This is a genomic window from Geodermatophilus dictyosporus (assembly GCF_900115505.1).
GTDB lineage: Bacteria > Actinomycetota > Actinomycetes > Mycobacteriales > Geodermatophilaceae > Geodermatophilus > Geodermatophilus dictyosporus.
Map to the genome: position 1 here is coordinate 224,526 of NZ_FOWQ01000004.1, position 15,288 is coordinate 239,813.

The following is a 15,288-nucleotide window of genomic DNA, read 5'->3' on the forward strand; positions in this document are numbered from 1 at the left end:
CTCAGCGTCCCCGCAGGACCGGCACGTCCGCCAGCAGCCCCGCCACCACCTGCTCGGGCGTGCGCCGCGCGGCCGCGGCGTCGGGGGTGAGCAGCAGCCGGTGGGCGAGCACCGGCTGCGCCATGGCCTGGACGTCGTCGGGCAGCACGTGGTCGCGGCCGGCCAGCGCGGCGGCGGCGCGGGCGGTGCGCAGCAGCTGCAGGCCGGCCCGGGGCGAGGCGCCCAGGCGCAGCTCGGGGGCGCGGCGGCTGGCCTCGACCAGGGCGACCACGTAGCGGCGGATCGCGTCGGAGACGTGCAGCTGCTGCACCGCGGCCACCAGCGCGCGCACCGAGGCGGCGTCGGCCACGGGGGCGAGGGTGGCCAGCGGGTCGGTGGTGCCGCGGTCGTCGAGCATCGCCACCTCCGCCTCGCGGTCGGGGTAGCCCATCGACACCCGCGCGGTGAACCGGTCGCGCTGCGCCTCGGGGAGGGGGTAGGTGCCCTCCATCTCCACCGGGTTCTGCGTGGCCACCACGAGGAACGGGGCGGCCAGCTCGTAGCTGACCCCGTCGACGGTGACCTGCCGCTCCTCCATGGCCTCCAGCAGCGCCGACTGGGTCTTGGGCGAGGCCCGGTTGATCTCGTCGGCGACCACCACGTTGGCGAACACCGCGCCCGGCTTGAACTCGAAGGCGCGGGTCTCCTGGTCGTAGACCGACACCCCGGTGACGTCGCTGGGGAGCAGGTCGGGGGTGAACTGGATGCGCCGCACGCTCGCGTCGACGGACGCGGCCAGCGCCTTGGCCAGCGTCGTCTTGCCGACCCCGGGCACGTCCTCGACCAGCAGGTGGCCCTCGGCCAGCAGCACCACGAGGGCGAGGTGCACGACCCCCGGTTTGCCCTGGACGACGCGGGAGACGTTGGCCGCGATGCGCGCGCCCTCCGTGGCGACGTCGACCGGCAACCCCGCCGTCCCGTCGGCCGCACGCATGGTGTCGGTCACCCGGCCCACGGTACGTGCCACGCGGGCCTCCGGGCGGGCCTCGCGGTCCCCACCCCGCGCCCCCGGCGGACCTCCGGGCGGGGTCGGCGGCCCCACCGCGACCCACCTGCTGCCCCACCCGGCCCCACCGCGCGCCGCCGGGGTGGTCGCACGCCGCTGACCTGCACCGCAGGCGGTGGAGGGCGCCGGTCACGACATGGTGTCGAGTGGTGTCCGGTGGGGCGTAGTGGGTTACTGTGTGGCGCGGTGGGGAGCCAGGGCCCGTCCCGGGTCCGCTGAGGACACGAGGAGGACCGATGGGGGAGGTGATCCGGTGTTCGTCGGCAGCTACACGTTGCGCCTCGACGAGAAGGGCCGGCTCGCACTCCCGGTCCGCTTCCGTGACCAGGTGGCCGACGGCATGGTGATCAAGAAGGGTCAGGAACGCTGCATCTACGGCCTCACCATGGGCCGGGTCGCCGAGCAGAGCGCCGCCGCCGCCCAGATGGCCCCCGCCGACACCGCCGAGGCCCGCATGCGCGCGCGCATGAGCTTCGGCTCGATGGTCGAGGTCGAGCCGGACAAGACCGGGCGCATCACCATCCCCGCCAACCTCCGGCAGTACGCCCACCTCGACCGAGACGTGGTCGTGGTCGGCGTCGACACCCGCTTCGAGATCTGGGACCAGGCCACGTGGGACACCTACGTGGAGGAGCAGGAGGCGGCCTTCGCCGCCATGGAGAGCGAGGGGATGCCCACGCTGTCCTGACCCCGTCCCGCCGGTCGCCCCGACCACCTGCGCACCCCGACGCGAGCCGTCTTCCCCGCGGCTCGACCGGGTGCGGCCCGAACCGTCTTCCCCGCGGCTCGGTCCCCGCGCACCGGGCGGCACCCCGCCGCCGGTCGGACCGGCACCGGCTCCCGGCGGCCTCCGCTCCCCGCGGGCACCACCTGACGCACTTCCCCGGCGCCAGGCGGAGCCCGCGGGGGGTGGGGGTCCCACCCCCGCCACCTCCGGGACCCCACCCCGCCCCACGGTGCCCACCCGCCCCCACCCACCGGCCTCCCGGCTGCCGTGGGTTCCTCCCGTCTGCCCGCCCCTCGCCGCCCGCCCGACCGCCGCGCCCCACCCGTCGCGCGGCGCGCCCGTCGAGCTCCCGCCGACGACCCGCCGACCGCGCGACCATGAGGACGACGCGCCACCCCTCCCGGCGCGGGAGCCCGACCCGAGGAGGCCGACGATGAGCACGCCCGAGCCCACGCGGCCCGCGCCGCAGGACTCGGCGGCCCGGTCGCAGCCCGTGCACGTGCCGGTCCTCCTCGACCGGGTGACCGAGCTGCTCGGCCCGGCCTGCGCCACCGAGGGGGCGGTGCTCGTCGACGCCACGCTGGGCCTGGCCGGCCACGCGCTGGCCCTCCTCGACGCCCACCCCGGCCTCCGCCTGGTCGGGCTGGACCGCGACCCGCAGGCCCGCGCCGAGGCCGCCGCCCGCATCGCCGCCGCCGGCCACGCCGACCGCGCCACCCTGGTGCCCGCCGTCTTCGACGAGCTGCCCGACGTCCTCGACGGGCTGGGCCTGACCGAGGTGCAGGCGGTGCTGTTCGACCTCGGCGTCTCCTCGCTGCAGCTCGACCGGCCCGAGCGCGGGTTCAGCTACGCCGGCGACGGCCCGCTGGACATGCGCATGGACCCCGGGGCCCCGCGCAGCGCCGCCGACGTCGTCAACACCTACTCCGCCGCCGAGCTCGCCCGGGTGCTGCGGGTCTACGGCGAGGAGCGCTTCGCCGCCCGGATCGCCGGCGCCATCGTCCGCGAGCGGGCCCGCGCGCCGTTCACGCACACCGAGCGCCTGGCCCACCTGGTGCGCGACGCCATCCCCGCGGCCACCCGGCGCACCGGGGGACACCCGGCCAAGCGGACCTTCCAGGCGCTGCGCATCGAGGTCAACGACGAGCTCGGCGCACTGCGGCGGGCACTCCCCGCGGCGCTGGACGCGCTCGCCGTCGGGGGCCGGGTCGCCGTCATCACCTTCCACTCCCTCGAGGACCGGATCGTGAAGCAGACCCTCGCCGCCGGCGCCACCGACCGCACCCCGCCGGACCTGCCGGTGCGCCTGCCCGAGTACGGGCCGGTGCTGCGGCTGCTGACCCGCGGCGGCGAGGCGGCGTCCGACGCCGAGGTGGCCGCCAACCCGCGCGCGGCCTCGGCCCGCGTCCGGGCGGCCGAGCGCACCCGGCGGGCCGCGTGAGCGCCGCCGCCCGCGCGCCCCGCGAGGGCGCCGCCGTGCCGAGGACGCCGGCGACGGGCTCGCCCGCCACGAGGACGCCCGTGCCGGCGACCACCTCCCGCCCGGTGCCGGCGATGGCCTCCCGGCCGGTCCCGGCGACCACCTCCCGCCCGGTCCCGGCGACCACCTCCCGCCCGGTCCCGGCGATGGCCTCCCGGCCCGTCCGCGTGCAGACCTCCGGCGCGCTGCCCTCCCGCCCGCTGCGCGCGCTGCCCTCCCGGCCGTCCCGTGGCCGGGCGACCGGGCCGGCACCGCGCGTGAGCGCGCCGGTGCTCCGGCTGGTCCCCGGCGGTGACGCCCCCCGGTCGCGGCGCGGCGCCCTCGCCGGCCGCCGGGCACCGTTCGTGCTGCTCGTCGTCGCGCTGCTGGTGCTCACCACGCTGGGCCTGCTCGTGCTCAACACCACCGTCGCGGTCAACTCGCTCAAGGCCACCGCGCTGCGCACCGCCAACGCCGAGAAGGCCGAGGAGGTGCAGCGGCTCGAGCAGCAGGTGGTCGACGGCGCCGCGCCGGCCCAGCTCGCCGCAGCGGCCGCCGCCGCCGGCCTCGTGCCCGCCGGCGCGGCGGCCTACCTCGTCGTCGCCCCCGACGGCAGCGCCACGCTCCGCGGCACCCCGGAACCGGCGCCCGCGCCCGGGGAGCCCGAGGCCGGGACGGGGGGCTGACCCGTGGCCGTCCCACCCCGCGACCCCGGCCGCCGCACCGCGCCGCGGGCCGCCGTCCGCAGCACCCGGTCCGGTGTCCCCGTCCGCCCGCGCGCCCCGCTGCCGCCGGCTCCCACCCGCGGCGGCGCGCCCCGCGGCGGGACCCCCCGCGTCGGCGCCTTCGCCCCCCGCCGCCCGCCCGGCAGCCGCCGCGCCGGGCGCCCGCTGACCGCCGGCCCGCGCCGGCTGTGGTGGGGCCTGGTGCTCGTCGTCGTCCCGCTGCTGGTCGTCACCGGCAAGCTGGTGCTGCTGCAGGGCGTGGACGGCGCCGACTACGCCTACGCCGCCGAGCAGGACCGGCTGGCGACCTACCCGATCGCCGCGCTGCGCGGCGCCGTCGTCGACCGCGACGGCAACCCCCTCGCCTACACCGTCGAGGCCTCCCGCGTGGTGGCCGACCCCACCGTCGTCGACGACCCCGAGCGGACGGCGCTCGCGCTCTCGGCGCTGCTCGAGGCGCCCGTCGACGTGCTCACCGGCCAGCTCACCGAGGAGGGCCGGTACGTCGTCCTGGCCCGGCAGGTCCCGCCGGAGACCACCGACGCCATCGAGGAGCTCGGCCTGGCCGGCGTCTCCTTCGAGGACGACCCGGTGCGCCTCTACCCGGCCGGTTCCGTCGGCGGGCAGATCGTGGGCTGGGTGGGCCGCGACGGCGCGGGCCTGGGCGGGGTCGAGCTGCGCTTCGAGGACCTGCTGGCCGGCGCCGACGGGCAGCGGCGGGTCGAGGTGGGCAGCGGGGGCAACCCCATCCCGTCGGGCATCGACGAGTCCACGCCGGCCACCGACGGCAGCACCGTCGAGCTGACCGTCGACCAGGACGTGCAGTTCCGGACCGAGCAGCGGCTGGCTCAGGCCTGCGCCGACGGTGCCACCACCCGCGCCTCCGCGGTCGTGCTCGACGTGCACACCGGCGAGGTCGTCGCGATGGGCTCGTGCCCGGGTTACGACCCGTCGCAGGCCGGCAGCACCGACCCCGAGCTGCTGGGCAACCCGGTCGTCTCCGACGTCTTCGAGCCCGGCTCGGTGATGAAGGCGGTCACCCTGGCCGCGGCCGTCGAGGAGGGCAGGGCGACGCCGGACACGGTGCTCAGCGTCAACGGCCACATCCAGGCCGGTGACGTCGTCGTCACCGACGCCCACGACCACGCCCCGGTCGACTGGACGGTCACCGGCATCCTCGCCAAGTCCAGCAACGTCGGCACGATCATGCTGGCCCGCGAGGTGGGCGACGAGACGCTCGAGCGGTACCTGCGCGCGTTCGGCGTCGGGGAGGAGACCGGCATCGAGCTCCCCGGCGAGAGCGCCGGCCTCCTGCAGGGCTCGGCCGACTGGACCGAGAGCCGCGCGGCCAACGTCCCGATCGGCCAGGGCGTCTCGGTGACGACGCTGCAGATGGCGTCGGTCTACCAGGCCATCGCCAACGGCGGCGTGCGCATCCCGCCCCGGCTGGTCGGCTCGGTCACCGCGCCGGACGGGACGACGACGACGCCGGAGGCCCCCGAGCCCACCCGCGTGGTCAGCGAGGACACCGCCGACGCGCTGGCCTACATGCTCGAAGCCGTCGTCGGCCCGGGCGGCACCGCCCCGCTGGCCCAGGTAGAGGGCTACCGGGTCGCCGGCAAGACCGGGACCGCGCAGCGGCCCAACCCGGAGTGCAACTGCTACGCCGGCGGCGGCTACGTGACGACGTTCGTCGGGTTCGCCCCGGCCGACGACCCGCAGTACGTCGTCGCCGTCGACCTCGAGCGGCCCAGCAGCGACGCCGAGGGCGGCCAGGTCGCCGCGCCGGTGTTCGCCGACGTCATGGGCGCGGTGCTCACCAACGGGGGCGTGGTGCCGTCGGGGACGGAGCGGCCCGACTTCCCCCTCACCGCCGCCGACCTCGCCGCCCGCGAGCCAGCCGGCGACTGACGAGGGACCCTCCTGCCCCCCCACCCCTCGCCGGCGCTCGGGGCGGACCCCTGCAGGAGGGCCGCACCGCCGAGGAGCCGCGGGTGCGCGGGGCGCGACCGGTCCGCCGGTAGATTGGCCCGACGTGAGCCCGACCGGACCCGGGTCGGTGCCCCGGCCAGCGGGGACCCGCCCGCTCGCCCTCAGCGCGCTGGCCGACCTGGTCGGCGACCCCGTGCAGGGCGACCCCGGCACCGCCGTCCGCGGTGTCACCCTCGCCTCTCCCGAGGTGCGCCCCGGTGACCTCTACGCCGCGCTGCCGGGCGCCCGCACGCACGGCGCGCGCTTCGCCGCCGACGCGGCCGCCCGCGGCGCCGTCGCCGTCCTCACCGACCCCTCGGGCCGCGAGCAGGCGACGGCCACCGGGCTGCCGGTGTGCGTGGTCGAGGACCCCCGCGGCGTGCTCGGCGCCGTCGCCGCCCGCGTCTACGGCGAGCCGGCCCGCCGGCTGCCGGTCGTCGGGATCACCGGCACCAACGGCAAGACGACGACGAGCTACCTGGTCGAGGCGGGCCTGGCCGCGGCCGGCCGCGCCACCGGCCTGATCGGCACCGTGCAGTCGCGCACCCGCGGCCGCGACGGCCGCGAGGCCGCCATCACCAGCGTGCGCACCACCCCCGAGGCGCCGGTGCTGCACGCGCTGCTGGCCGCCATGCTGGAGTCCGGCGTCGACACCGTGGTCATGGAGGTCTCCAGCCACGCGCTGGTGCAGGGCCGCGTCGGCGGGGTGCCCTTCGCCGCGGCCGGCTTCACCAACCTCAGCCAGGACCACCTCGACTTCCACGGCGACCTGGAGAGCTACTTCCGGGCCAAGGCGCTGCTGTTCGACGGCCGCGCCGCGCGGGAGGTCGTCGTGGTCGACGACGAGCACGGCCGCCGCCTCGCCGGCACCCTCGGCGGGCGCGCGGTCACCGTGTCGGCCGAGGGCGCTCCCGCCGACTGGACGGCCACCGGCGTCGGGGCCGGCCCCGACGGCGGCTCGGCGTTCACCCTCACCGGTCCCGGCGGCACCTGGCCGGCGCGGGTGCGGCTGCCCGGGCGGTTCAACGTGACCAACGCCGTGCTCGCCGTCGCGCTGCTCGACGCGGTCGGCGTGCCGGTCGAGGCGGCGCTCGAGGGCATCGCCGGCACCGTCGTCCCGGGCCGCATGGAGCCGGTCGACGCCGGCCAGCCGTTCACCGCCGTCGTCGACTACGCGCACACCCCCGACGCCGTCGCCACCGCCCTCGACGCGCTGCGCGGCGCGACCCGGGGCAGGCTGATCACCGTGCTCGGCTGTGGCGGCGACCGCGACCCCGGCAAGCGCCCGGCGATGGGGGCCGCCGCGGCCACCCGCAGCGACCACCTGGTCGTCACCGACGACAACCCGCGCTCGGAGGACCCGGCCGCCATCCGGGCCGCGACGATCGCCGGCGTGCCGGCCGACCGGCGGGACGCGGTGGAGGAGGTCGGCGACCGCCGAGCGGCGATCGCCCGCGCCGTGGCGCTGGCCCGGCCCGGCGACACCGTGCTCGTCGCAGGCAAGGGACACGAGACCGGCCAGGAGGTCGCGGGCACCGTGACGCCGTTCGACGACCGCGCGGTGCTGCGCGAGGAGATCGCCGCCCTGCCGTCCACCGCCGGGGCGGCCCGCCGGTGATCGCCCTCTCCCTCGCCGAGGTCGCGCAGGCCGTCGGCGCCGGCGTCCCGCACGCCGCCCTGCACCCGGGGACGGCGACCGTGACCGGGGTGACCCTCGACTCGCGCGCCGTCGGCGCCGGCGACCTGTTCGTCGCCGTCGCCGGGGAGCGGGTCGACGGCCACGACTACCTCGAGGCCGCCGCGGCCGCCGGTGCCGTCGCCGCGCTGACCACCCGTCCCGGCGGCCCGCTGCCCGCGCTGGTCGTCGACGACACCGTCGCCGCCCTGGGCCGGCTCGCCGCGGCCGTGCACCGGCGGCTGGCCGACGGCGACCTGGTGACCGTCGGCATCACCGGCTCCTCGGGCAAGACCTCCACCAAGGACCTGCTCGGCCAGGTGCTCGGCACCGCCGGCCCCACGGTCAGCCCGCCCGGCTCCTACAACAACGACATCGGCCTGCCGCTCACCGTGCTCTCGGCCGACGCGGGCACCCGGTTCCTCGTGCTGGAGATGGGCGCCCGCGGCATCGGGCACATCGCCCGGCTGTGCGCGGTCGCCCGGCCCGACGTCGGCGTGGTGCTCAACGTCGGCTCGGCGCACCTGGGCGAGTTCGGCTCGGCCGACGCCGTCGCCCTCGCCAAGGGGGAGCTGGTCGAGGCGCTGGCGGAGTCGGGCACCGCCGTGCTCAACGCCGACGACCCCCGGGTGGCCGGCATGGCGCCGCGCACCCGCGCCCGCGTGGTCACCACCGGCCGCGCCGCCGACGCCGACGTCCGCGCCACCGGCGTCACGCTCGACGAGGCGGCCCGCGCCCGGTTCACGCTCGTCGCCCCGGGGGAGGAGCACCCGGTCGCGCTGCAGGTGGTCGGCGAGCACCAGGTGGCCAACGCGCTGTCGGCCGCGGCCGCCGCGATCGCCGCGGGGATGACGCCGGCCGCCGTCGCCGGCGCGCTGTCGGCGGCCACCGCGCGCAGCCGCTGGCGCATGGAGGTCACCCGCCGCGCCGACGGCGTGACCGTGGTCAACGACGCCTACAACGCCAACCCCGAGTCGATGCGGGCGGCGCTGGCCGCCGTCACCGGGATGCCCGCCACCCGCCGCGTCGCCGTCCTCGGCGGCATGGCCGAGCTCGGTCCCGCCGCCGGCGCTGAGCACGAGCGGCTGGGCCGCGACGCGGTGGCCGCCGGCGTGGACCTGCTCGTGGCCGTCGGGTCCGACGCGGCCGGGCTGGTGGCGGGCGCGACCGCCGCCGGTGCCCGCCGCGGGGAGACCGCGGTGGCCGTCCCCGACCGGGCGGCGGCCCGCCAACTGCTCACGGAGGTGCTGGTGCCCGGTGACGTCGTGCTGGTGAAGGCCAGCCGGTCCCACGGGCTGGAACAGCTGGCCGCCGACCTGCTGGGCCCCGATGCCAGTGCCGGGGCAGGCGCGTGAAGTCCGTCCTCGTCGCCGCGTCCTTCGGGCTGATCATCTCGATCCTGTGCACGCCGCTGGCGGTGCGCGCCTTCCGGCGCCGCGGCTTCGGCCAGGAGATCCGGGACGACGGCCCCGAGTCGCACCTGTCGAAGAAGGGCACGCCCACCATGGGCGGCACCGTCATCGTCGGCGCGACCGTCGGCGGCTACCTGCTCGCCCACCTGTTCGTCATCAACCAGCCCGGCCGCGGGGTCACCGCCACCGGCCTGCTGCTGCTGTTCCTCCTGGTGGGCCTGGGCACCGTCGGCTTCCTCGACGACTACCTCAAGATCCGCCACCGCCGCAGCCTCGGCCTGAACAAGACCGCCAAGCTGGTCGGCCAGCTCGTCGTGGGCGTGGGCTTCGCCGTCCTGGCGCTGAACTTCCCCGACGAGGCCGGGGTGACGCCGGCGTCGGAGTTCGTCTCCTACGTCCGCGACATCCAGCCGCTGTTCCTCAGCGCGATCGGCTTCGTCGTGCTGGCCTACCTCTTCATCGCCGGCTTCTCCAACGCGGTCAACCTCACCGACGGCCTCGACGGGCTCGCGGCGGGCTGCTCGGCCATGGTCTTCGGCGCCTACGTCGTCATGAGCTTCTGGCAGTTCACCCACGACTGCGCCGCCACGGCGGTCGACGGCTGCTACCAGGTGCGCGACCCGCTCGACGTCACCCTGGTCGCGGCCGCGGCGATGGGCGCCTGCCTGGGCTTCCTCTGGTGGAACACCAGCCCGGCGCGGATCTTCATGGGCGACACCGGCTCGCTGGCCCTCGGCGGGCTCATGGCCGGCCTCGCCATCGTCACCCGCACCGAGCTGCTGCTCGTCGTCCTCGGCGGGCTGTTCGTCGCGGTCACGCTCTCGGTGGTCATCCAGGTCGCCTTCTTCCGCGCCACCCGCCGGCGGGTGTTCCGGATGGCCCCGCTGCACCACCACTTCGAGCTGGCCGGGTGGGCGGAGAACACCGTCATCGTCCGGTTCTGGCTGGTCACCGGGATGGCCGTGGCGTTCGGCCTCGGCCTGTTCTACGCCGACTGGCTGTCCGTCACCGGCCTGTGACGAAGGACCACCCCTCCCCCCACACCTCGCGAGCCCGGCGCGGGTCCTCAGGGGGCGGCCGTTCCAGCACCTCACGACACGCGCGGAGGCTGCACGGGCGCGGGCCGGCCAGCGGCGACGATGACCGGATGGACAGCCGGACCGCTCCGTCCCGTGGCGGCACCCGACGCACTCCCGGCCGCGGCGCCTCCCGCACCCCCGGACGGCCCCGGCTGCGCGGGCCCGCCTGGCTCGACGGCCCGATGACCAGCTGCCACCTGGTCATCGGCGCGGCCGGTCTGCTGCTGGCCATCGGCCTGGTCATGGTCTTCTCGGCCTCGGCCATCGAGGCCGCGCTCAACGACGAGCCTGCCTGGCAGCCGGGCCTGGACCAGCTGGTCTTCGCCGCGCTGGGCCTGGTCGCGCTCGGCGTCGCCGTGCGGCTGCCGGTCGGGCTGGTGCGCCGCTGGTCGCCGGTCGCGCTCGTCGTCGTCACGGTGCTGCTGGTGGCGGTGCTGGTCCCCGGCATCGGCACGGAGTACAACGGCTCGCGGGCCTGGATCAGCCTCGGGTTCACCGACTTCCAGCCCTCGGAGCTGTCCAAGCTCGTCGTCGCCCTGTGGGGCGCGCACGTGCTCGCGCTGCGCGGCCGCTCCCTGACGGTGCGGACGCTGCTGGTCCCGCTCGTCCCGGTGTTCCTCCTGCTGTCGGTCCTGCTGATCCGCGAGCCCGACTTCGGGGCCGTCGTCAGCCTGCTGCTGGTCGTCGTCGGCCTGCTGTGGGCCGGCGGCGCGCCGTGGCGGGTGTGGGCGATCGCCCTCGCGTCCGCCGCCACCGCCGTCGTCCTCCTGGTGCAGGCCGCGCCCTACCGGCTGGAGCGCATCACCGCGTTCCTGGACCCCTTCGCCGACCCCACCGACACCGGCTTCCAGGCCATCCGCGGCTTCTACGCGCTGGCCACCGGCGGGCTGTGGGGCGTGGGCCTGGGCAACAGCGCCATGAAGTGGAACCTGCTGCCCGAGGCGGAGTCGGACTACATCTTCGCGATCATCGGCGAGGAGCTCGGCTTCCTCGGCTGCCTGGTCGTGGTCACCCTCTACGCGGTGCTGGCCTACGCCGGCTTCCGCATCGCCCGCCGCACGGCCGACCGCTTCGTCCAGCTGGCCAGCGTCGCCATCACCGTGTGGCTGGTCGGCCAGGCGGCCATGAACATGGGGTACGTCGTCGGCCTGCTCCCGGTCACCGGCGTCACCCTGCCGCTCGTGTCCGCCGGTGGCACCTCGCTGGTGCTCACCCTGTTCATCGTGGGGATCCTCATCCGCTTCGCACGGTCCGAGCCCGAGGCCATCGAGCACGCCCGGCGCACCGAGCGCGGCCGCCTGGCCCGCTGGCTGCTGCCGGTGCCCGAGCACGCCGTCGACCCCGTCCGGCCCCGCCGCCCGCGCCCGGGGCGCGGCGACGGCGCCCCGGCCGGCCGCGCCGGCGCGCTGCCGCGGCACCCGGTCGACGCCCACCCCGTCCGCCGGCCCGCCGAGGTGCCGCGGCCCGACCGGCGCACCACCGCGTCGCCGGGTCGCCGTCCCGAGCGCGACCGCGTGCCGGCCCGCCCGGCCGACCGCCCGGGTCGGTCCCGGTGACCGCCGGGGCAGCGCGCAGCGTCGTGCTCGCCGGCGGCGGCACCGGCGGGCACATCGAGCCGATGCTCGCGCTGGCCGACGCGCTGCGCCGCCGGGACGCCGGCCTGCGGATCACCTGCCTGGGCACGGCCCGCGGCATGGAGACCCGGCTGGTGCCCGCGCGCGGCTACGACCTGCGGCTCATCCCGCCGGTGCCGCTGCCGCGCAGGCCCACCCTCGACCTGCTGCGGGTGCCCGGCCGGGTGCGCCGCTCGGTCGCCGAGACCCGCGCGCTGCTCGACGAGGTGGGCGCCGACGTCGTCGTCGGGTTCGGTGGCTACGTCGCGCTGCCGGCCTACCTCGCCGCGCGCCGGGCGGGGGTGCCGGTGGTGGTGCACGAGCAGAACGCGCTGCCGGGCCTGGCCAACCGGGTCGGTGCCCGCATCGCCGCGCGGGTCGCCGTCACCGTCCCCGGCACGCCGCTGCACCGCGGCGAGCACGTCGGCATGCCGCTGCGCGCGTCGATCACCACCCTCGACCGCGCCGCCCGCCGCGCGGAGGCCCGGGCCGCCTTCGGCCTGGACGCCGACCGGCCGACGCTGCTGGTCTTCGGCGGGTCCCAGGGCGCCGCCTCGCTCAACCGGGCCGCCGTCGCCGCCGCCGACGCGCTCACCGCCGCCGGCATCCAGGTGCTGCACGCCCGCGGCCCCAGGAACACCGACGTCACCGTGCCGCCCCGCCCGGCGGGCGCGGCGCCCTACGCCGTCGTCGACTACCTGGAACGGATGGACCTCGCCTACGCCGCCGCCGACCTGGCGCTGTGCCGCTCGGGCGCGGTGACCGTGGCGGAGCTGTCCGCCGTCGGCCTGCCCGCCGCGTTCGTGCCCCTGCCCATCGGCAACGGCGAGCAGCGGCGCAACGCGCTGCCGGTGGTCGAGGCCGGCGGCGGGTTCCTGGTCGACGACGCCGACCTGTCCCCGGCGTGGATCGAGGCGACCCTCGTCCCGCTGCTCACCGACCCCGCAGCCCTGGCCGGGTACGCCGCGCACGCCGCCGCGGCCGGCGTCCCCGACGCCGACGACCGGCTGGCCGACATCGTCCTGGAGGTGGCGACCGGTGACCGCTGACGCGACCGCCGCGTGGACCGCGCCGGTGCCCGCGCTGGAGGAGCTCGGCGCGGTGCACTTCGTCGGGATCGGCGGTGCCGGCATGAGCGGCATCGCGCGCATCCTGCTGGCCCGCGGGGTGACCGTCTCGGGCAGCGACCGCCGCGACACCCCGACCCTGCTGGCGCTGCGCGCGCTGGGCGCCCGGGTGGAGCTCGGCCACGACGCCGCGCACCTCGGCGACGCCGACTCCGTGGTGGTGTCCTCGGCGATCCGCGAGGACAACCCCGAGCTGGCCGCCGCCCGGGAGCGCGGCCTGCGCGTGCTGCCCCGCGCGGTCGCCCTGGCCGCGGTGATGGCCGGACGGCGCAGCGTCGCCGTCGCCGGCACGCACGGCAAGACCTCGACCACCTCCATGCTCACCGTGGCCGTGCAGGCCTGCGGCGTCGACGCCTCCTTCGCCATCGGCGGCGACCTCAACGAGTCGGGCAGCAACGCGCACGCGGGGGAGGGCGACGTGTTCGTCGCCGAGGCCGACGAGAGCGACCGCTCCTTCCTGCTGCTGGCGCCGTACGGGGGGATCGTCACCAACGTCGAGGCCGACCACCTGGACAACTACGGCGACCTCGCCGCGGTCGAGGCCGCCTTCGACCGGTTCCTGCAGACGCTCGACCCGGCGGGCTTCGTCGTGCTGTGCGCCGACGACCCGGGCTCCGCGCGGCTGCGCGGCGTCCCGACGCCCGCGCGGGTGCGCACCTACGGCACCGCGGCGGACGCCGACCTGCGGCTGGCCGACCTCGAGGTCGGCCAGGACGCCACCAGCTGGACCGCCGTCCTCGACGGCACCGAGCTCGGCCGTGTGCGCATCCGGGTGCCCGGCGAGCACATGGCCCGCAACAGCGCCGCGGCCCTGCTCGCCGGGCTGGAGCTCGGCCTGCCCGCCGAGGGGCTGGTGGCGGGGCTGGAGCGCTTCGGCGGGGTGCACCGCCGCTTCGAGCTCAAGGGCACCGCCGCGGGCGTGCGCGTCTACGACGACTACGCCCACCACCCCACCGAGGTGACCGCCCAGCTGCGCGCGGCGCGGGCGGTGGCGGGGGAGGGCCGCGTGGTGGTGGCGTTCCAGCCACACCTCTACAGCCGGACCCGCGAGTTCGCGGCCGCCTTCGGCGAGGCGCTGGGCCTGGCCGACGAGGTCGTGGTCATGGACGTGTACGGCGCCCGCGAGGACCCCGTCCCCGGCGTCACCGGCGCCATGGTCGCCGAGGCGGTGCCGCTGCCGGCCGAGCGGGTGCTCTTCGAGCCCTCCTGGTCCGCGGCCGCCCCGGCCCTGGCCGCCCGCGCCCGGCCCGGCGACCTGGTGATCACCATGGGCGCCGGCAACGTCTCGATGGTCGGCCCCGAGGTGCTGGCCGCCCTCACCGGCACCGGCACCGGGAACGGCGGCGGCTGCGCCGACCCCGACCGGTGAGCCGCACCGGCCGCACGACCGCCGACCGGGAGCGCGCGGTCCCGGCGGAGGCCGTCCGGCCGGGGCCCCGCCGCCGGCGGCCCGACACCCCCGCCGAGCGGCGCCGCCGCCGGCTGGTGCGCGCGGCCCTCGCCCTCGCGGCCGTCGCCGCCGTGTGGTGGGCCGTGTGGGCCAGCCCGCTGCTGGCCGTCCAGGCGGTCCGGGTCGACGGCGCCACCACGCTGACCGCCGACCAGGTGCGCACCGCGGCGGGAGTGGCCGAGGGCACGCCGCTGCTGCGGGTCGACGTCGACGCCGCCGCCGGGCGCGTCGCCCGGCTGCCCCAGGTCGCCTCCGTCGAGGTCACCCGCGGCTGGCCGCGCAGCGTGGTCGTCACCGTCGTCGAGCGGCGGCCGGTCGCGGTGGTCGAGGAAGCCGGCACCCGCTCCCTCGTCGACGCCGACGGCGTGCTGTTCGACACCGTCACCGGCGAGTCGCCTGCCGGCGTCGTCCCGCTCGACGTCGCCGACCCCGGCCCCGACGACCCGGCCACCCGCGCGGCGCTCGGTGCGCTGGTCGCCCTGCCGGCGGACGTGCGCGGTGACGTGTCGGCCGCCTCGGCGGGCTCCGGCGAGGACGTCACGCTGACCCTCGCCGACGGCACCACCGTCGTCTGGGGCGGAGCCGACGACGCCGCCGGCAAGTCCGACGCGCTCGTCGCGCTGCTCGACCAGCTCTCCTCCGGGGCGCTGGAGCCGGCGGGCACCATCGACGTCAGCGCGCCCGGCGCCGTCGTCCTCCGCTGAGCGGCCTCTCGGTCGTCGCCGTCCGTGTCGCGGCGGCCGCGCACCGCTGCGACGGCGACCGCGGCCGACACGCCGACCGGCGCGACACGCCCGACACGGCGAATGACCTGCCGAGTTCCGCGCGCCGCCCCCTGGAGTGGGTCTCGACCCGAGCCTGAGGCTCCGAACAGGCGGGTCGTCACCGACCGTGGTGCAGATGTGACCAGCGGGTCGCCGGAGATCCGTGGTGTTCGGCTCCTGCGACACGCCGGGCCGGGGAGGGTGCTTGTAGGCCGCGTGAACGCGCACCTAACTTCGTGCG

At 77.5% G+C, this 15,288-nt stretch carries 12 protein-coding genes; 11 read left to right on the top strand and 1 reads right to left on the bottom strand.

What is annotated here, in order from left to right; genetic code table 11:
* Position 1: 1 nt before the first annotated feature.
* Positions 2 to 985, bottom strand: a complete 984-nt coding sequence (locus BMZ33_RS11765; protein WP_169064204.1) for an AAA family ATPase — start codon at positions 983 to 985, stop codon at positions 2 to 4.
* Between the two features lie 313 nt (positions 986 to 1,298).
* Here BMZ33_RS11765 and mraZ point away from each other — a divergent pair, with 313 nt between their 5' ends.
* The 11 genes from mraZ to BMZ33_RS11820 all read left to right on the top strand — a co-directional run bounded on the left by mraZ (position 1,299) and on the right by BMZ33_RS11820 (position 14,987).
* Positions 1,299 to 1,733, top strand: coding sequence for a division/cell wall cluster transcriptional repressor MraZ (gene mraZ, locus BMZ33_RS11770; protein WP_091110380.1), 435 nt, complete (start codon positions 1,299 to 1,301; stop codon positions 1,731 to 1,733).
* 472 nt (positions 1,734 to 2,205) lie between these two features.
* Positions 2,206 to 3,213 (top strand): 16S rRNA (cytosine(1402)-N(4))-methyltransferase RsmH, encoded by a 1,008-nt coding sequence (gene rsmH / locus BMZ33_RS11775; RefSeq protein ID WP_091110383.1) that lies wholly within the window; start codon positions 2,206 to 2,208, stop codon positions 3,211 to 3,213.
* Positions 3,214 to 3,293: 80 nt separating this feature from the next.
* On the top strand, positions 3,294 to 3,917 hold the full coding sequence (ftsL, locus tag BMZ33_RS11780) for a cell division protein FtsL (RefSeq protein WP_091110385.1): 624 nt from the start codon (positions 3,294 to 3,296) through the stop codon (positions 3,915 to 3,917).
* A gap of 3 nt (positions 3,918 to 3,920) precedes the next feature.
* Positions 3,921 to 5,867, top strand: a complete 1,947-nt coding sequence (locus tag BMZ33_RS11785; RefSeq protein WP_169064205.1) for a peptidoglycan D,D-transpeptidase FtsI family protein — start codon at positions 3,921 to 3,923, stop codon at positions 5,865 to 5,867.
* Between the two features lie 124 nt (positions 5,868 to 5,991).
* Positions 5,992 to 7,545, top strand: coding sequence for a UDP-N-acetylmuramoyl-L-alanyl-D-glutamate--2,6-diaminopimelate ligase (locus BMZ33_RS11790; RefSeq protein WP_091110388.1), 1,554 nt, complete (start codon positions 5,992 to 5,994; stop codon positions 7,543 to 7,545).
* Positions 7,542 to 8,957 (top strand): UDP-N-acetylmuramoyl-tripeptide--D-alanyl-D-alanine ligase, encoded by a 1,416-nt coding sequence (locus BMZ33_RS11795; RefSeq protein WP_091110390.1) that lies wholly within the window; start codon positions 7,542 to 7,544, stop codon positions 8,955 to 8,957. The genes BMZ33_RS11790 and BMZ33_RS11795 overlap by 4 nt, the downstream gene beginning before the upstream one ends.
* Positions 8,954 to 10,033, top strand: coding sequence for a phospho-N-acetylmuramoyl-pentapeptide-transferase (gene mraY, locus BMZ33_RS11800; protein ID WP_091110392.1), 1,080 nt, complete (start codon positions 8,954 to 8,956; stop codon positions 10,031 to 10,033). Before BMZ33_RS11795 ends, mraY begins: the two co-directional genes overlap by 4 nt.
* A 242-nt stretch (positions 10,034 to 10,275) precedes the next feature.
* Positions 10,276 to 11,649 carry a putative lipid II flippase FtsW gene (gene ftsW, locus BMZ33_RS11805; RefSeq protein WP_169064206.1) on the top strand — a complete coding sequence of 458 codons (1,374 nt, stop codon included), beginning with the start codon at positions 10,276 to 10,278 and terminating at the stop codon, positions 11,647 to 11,649.
* Positions 11,646 to 12,755 (top strand): undecaprenyldiphospho-muramoylpentapeptide beta-N-acetylglucosaminyltransferase, encoded by a 1,110-nt coding sequence (gene murG / locus BMZ33_RS11810; RefSeq protein WP_091110396.1) that lies wholly within the window; start codon positions 11,646 to 11,648, stop codon positions 12,753 to 12,755. The genes ftsW and murG overlap by 4 nt, the downstream gene beginning before the upstream one ends.
* On the top strand, positions 12,745 to 14,202 hold the full coding sequence (gene murC, locus BMZ33_RS11815) for a UDP-N-acetylmuramate--L-alanine ligase (RefSeq protein ID WP_091110398.1): 1,458 nt from the start codon (positions 12,745 to 12,747) through the stop codon (positions 14,200 to 14,202). Before murG ends, murC begins: the two co-directional genes overlap by 11 nt.
* Entirely contained in the window at positions 14,199 to 14,987 is a 789-nt protein-coding gene (locus BMZ33_RS11820) for a cell division protein FtsQ/DivIB (protein WP_169064207.1), read from the top strand. Before murC ends, BMZ33_RS11820 begins: the two co-directional genes overlap by 4 nt.
* Positions 14,988 to 15,288 lie beyond the last annotated feature (301 nt).

What these genes read in the sequence shown, in the direction of transcription:
- rsmH (WP_091110383.1), top strand. Translation starts at nt 2,206, where the DNA reads ATGAGCACGCCCGAGCCCACGCGGCCCGCGCCGCAGGACTCGGCGGCC.
- ftsW (WP_169064206.1), top strand. Translation starts at nt 10,276, where the DNA reads ATGACCAGCTGCCACCTGGTCATCGGCGCGGCCGGTCTGCTGCTGGCC.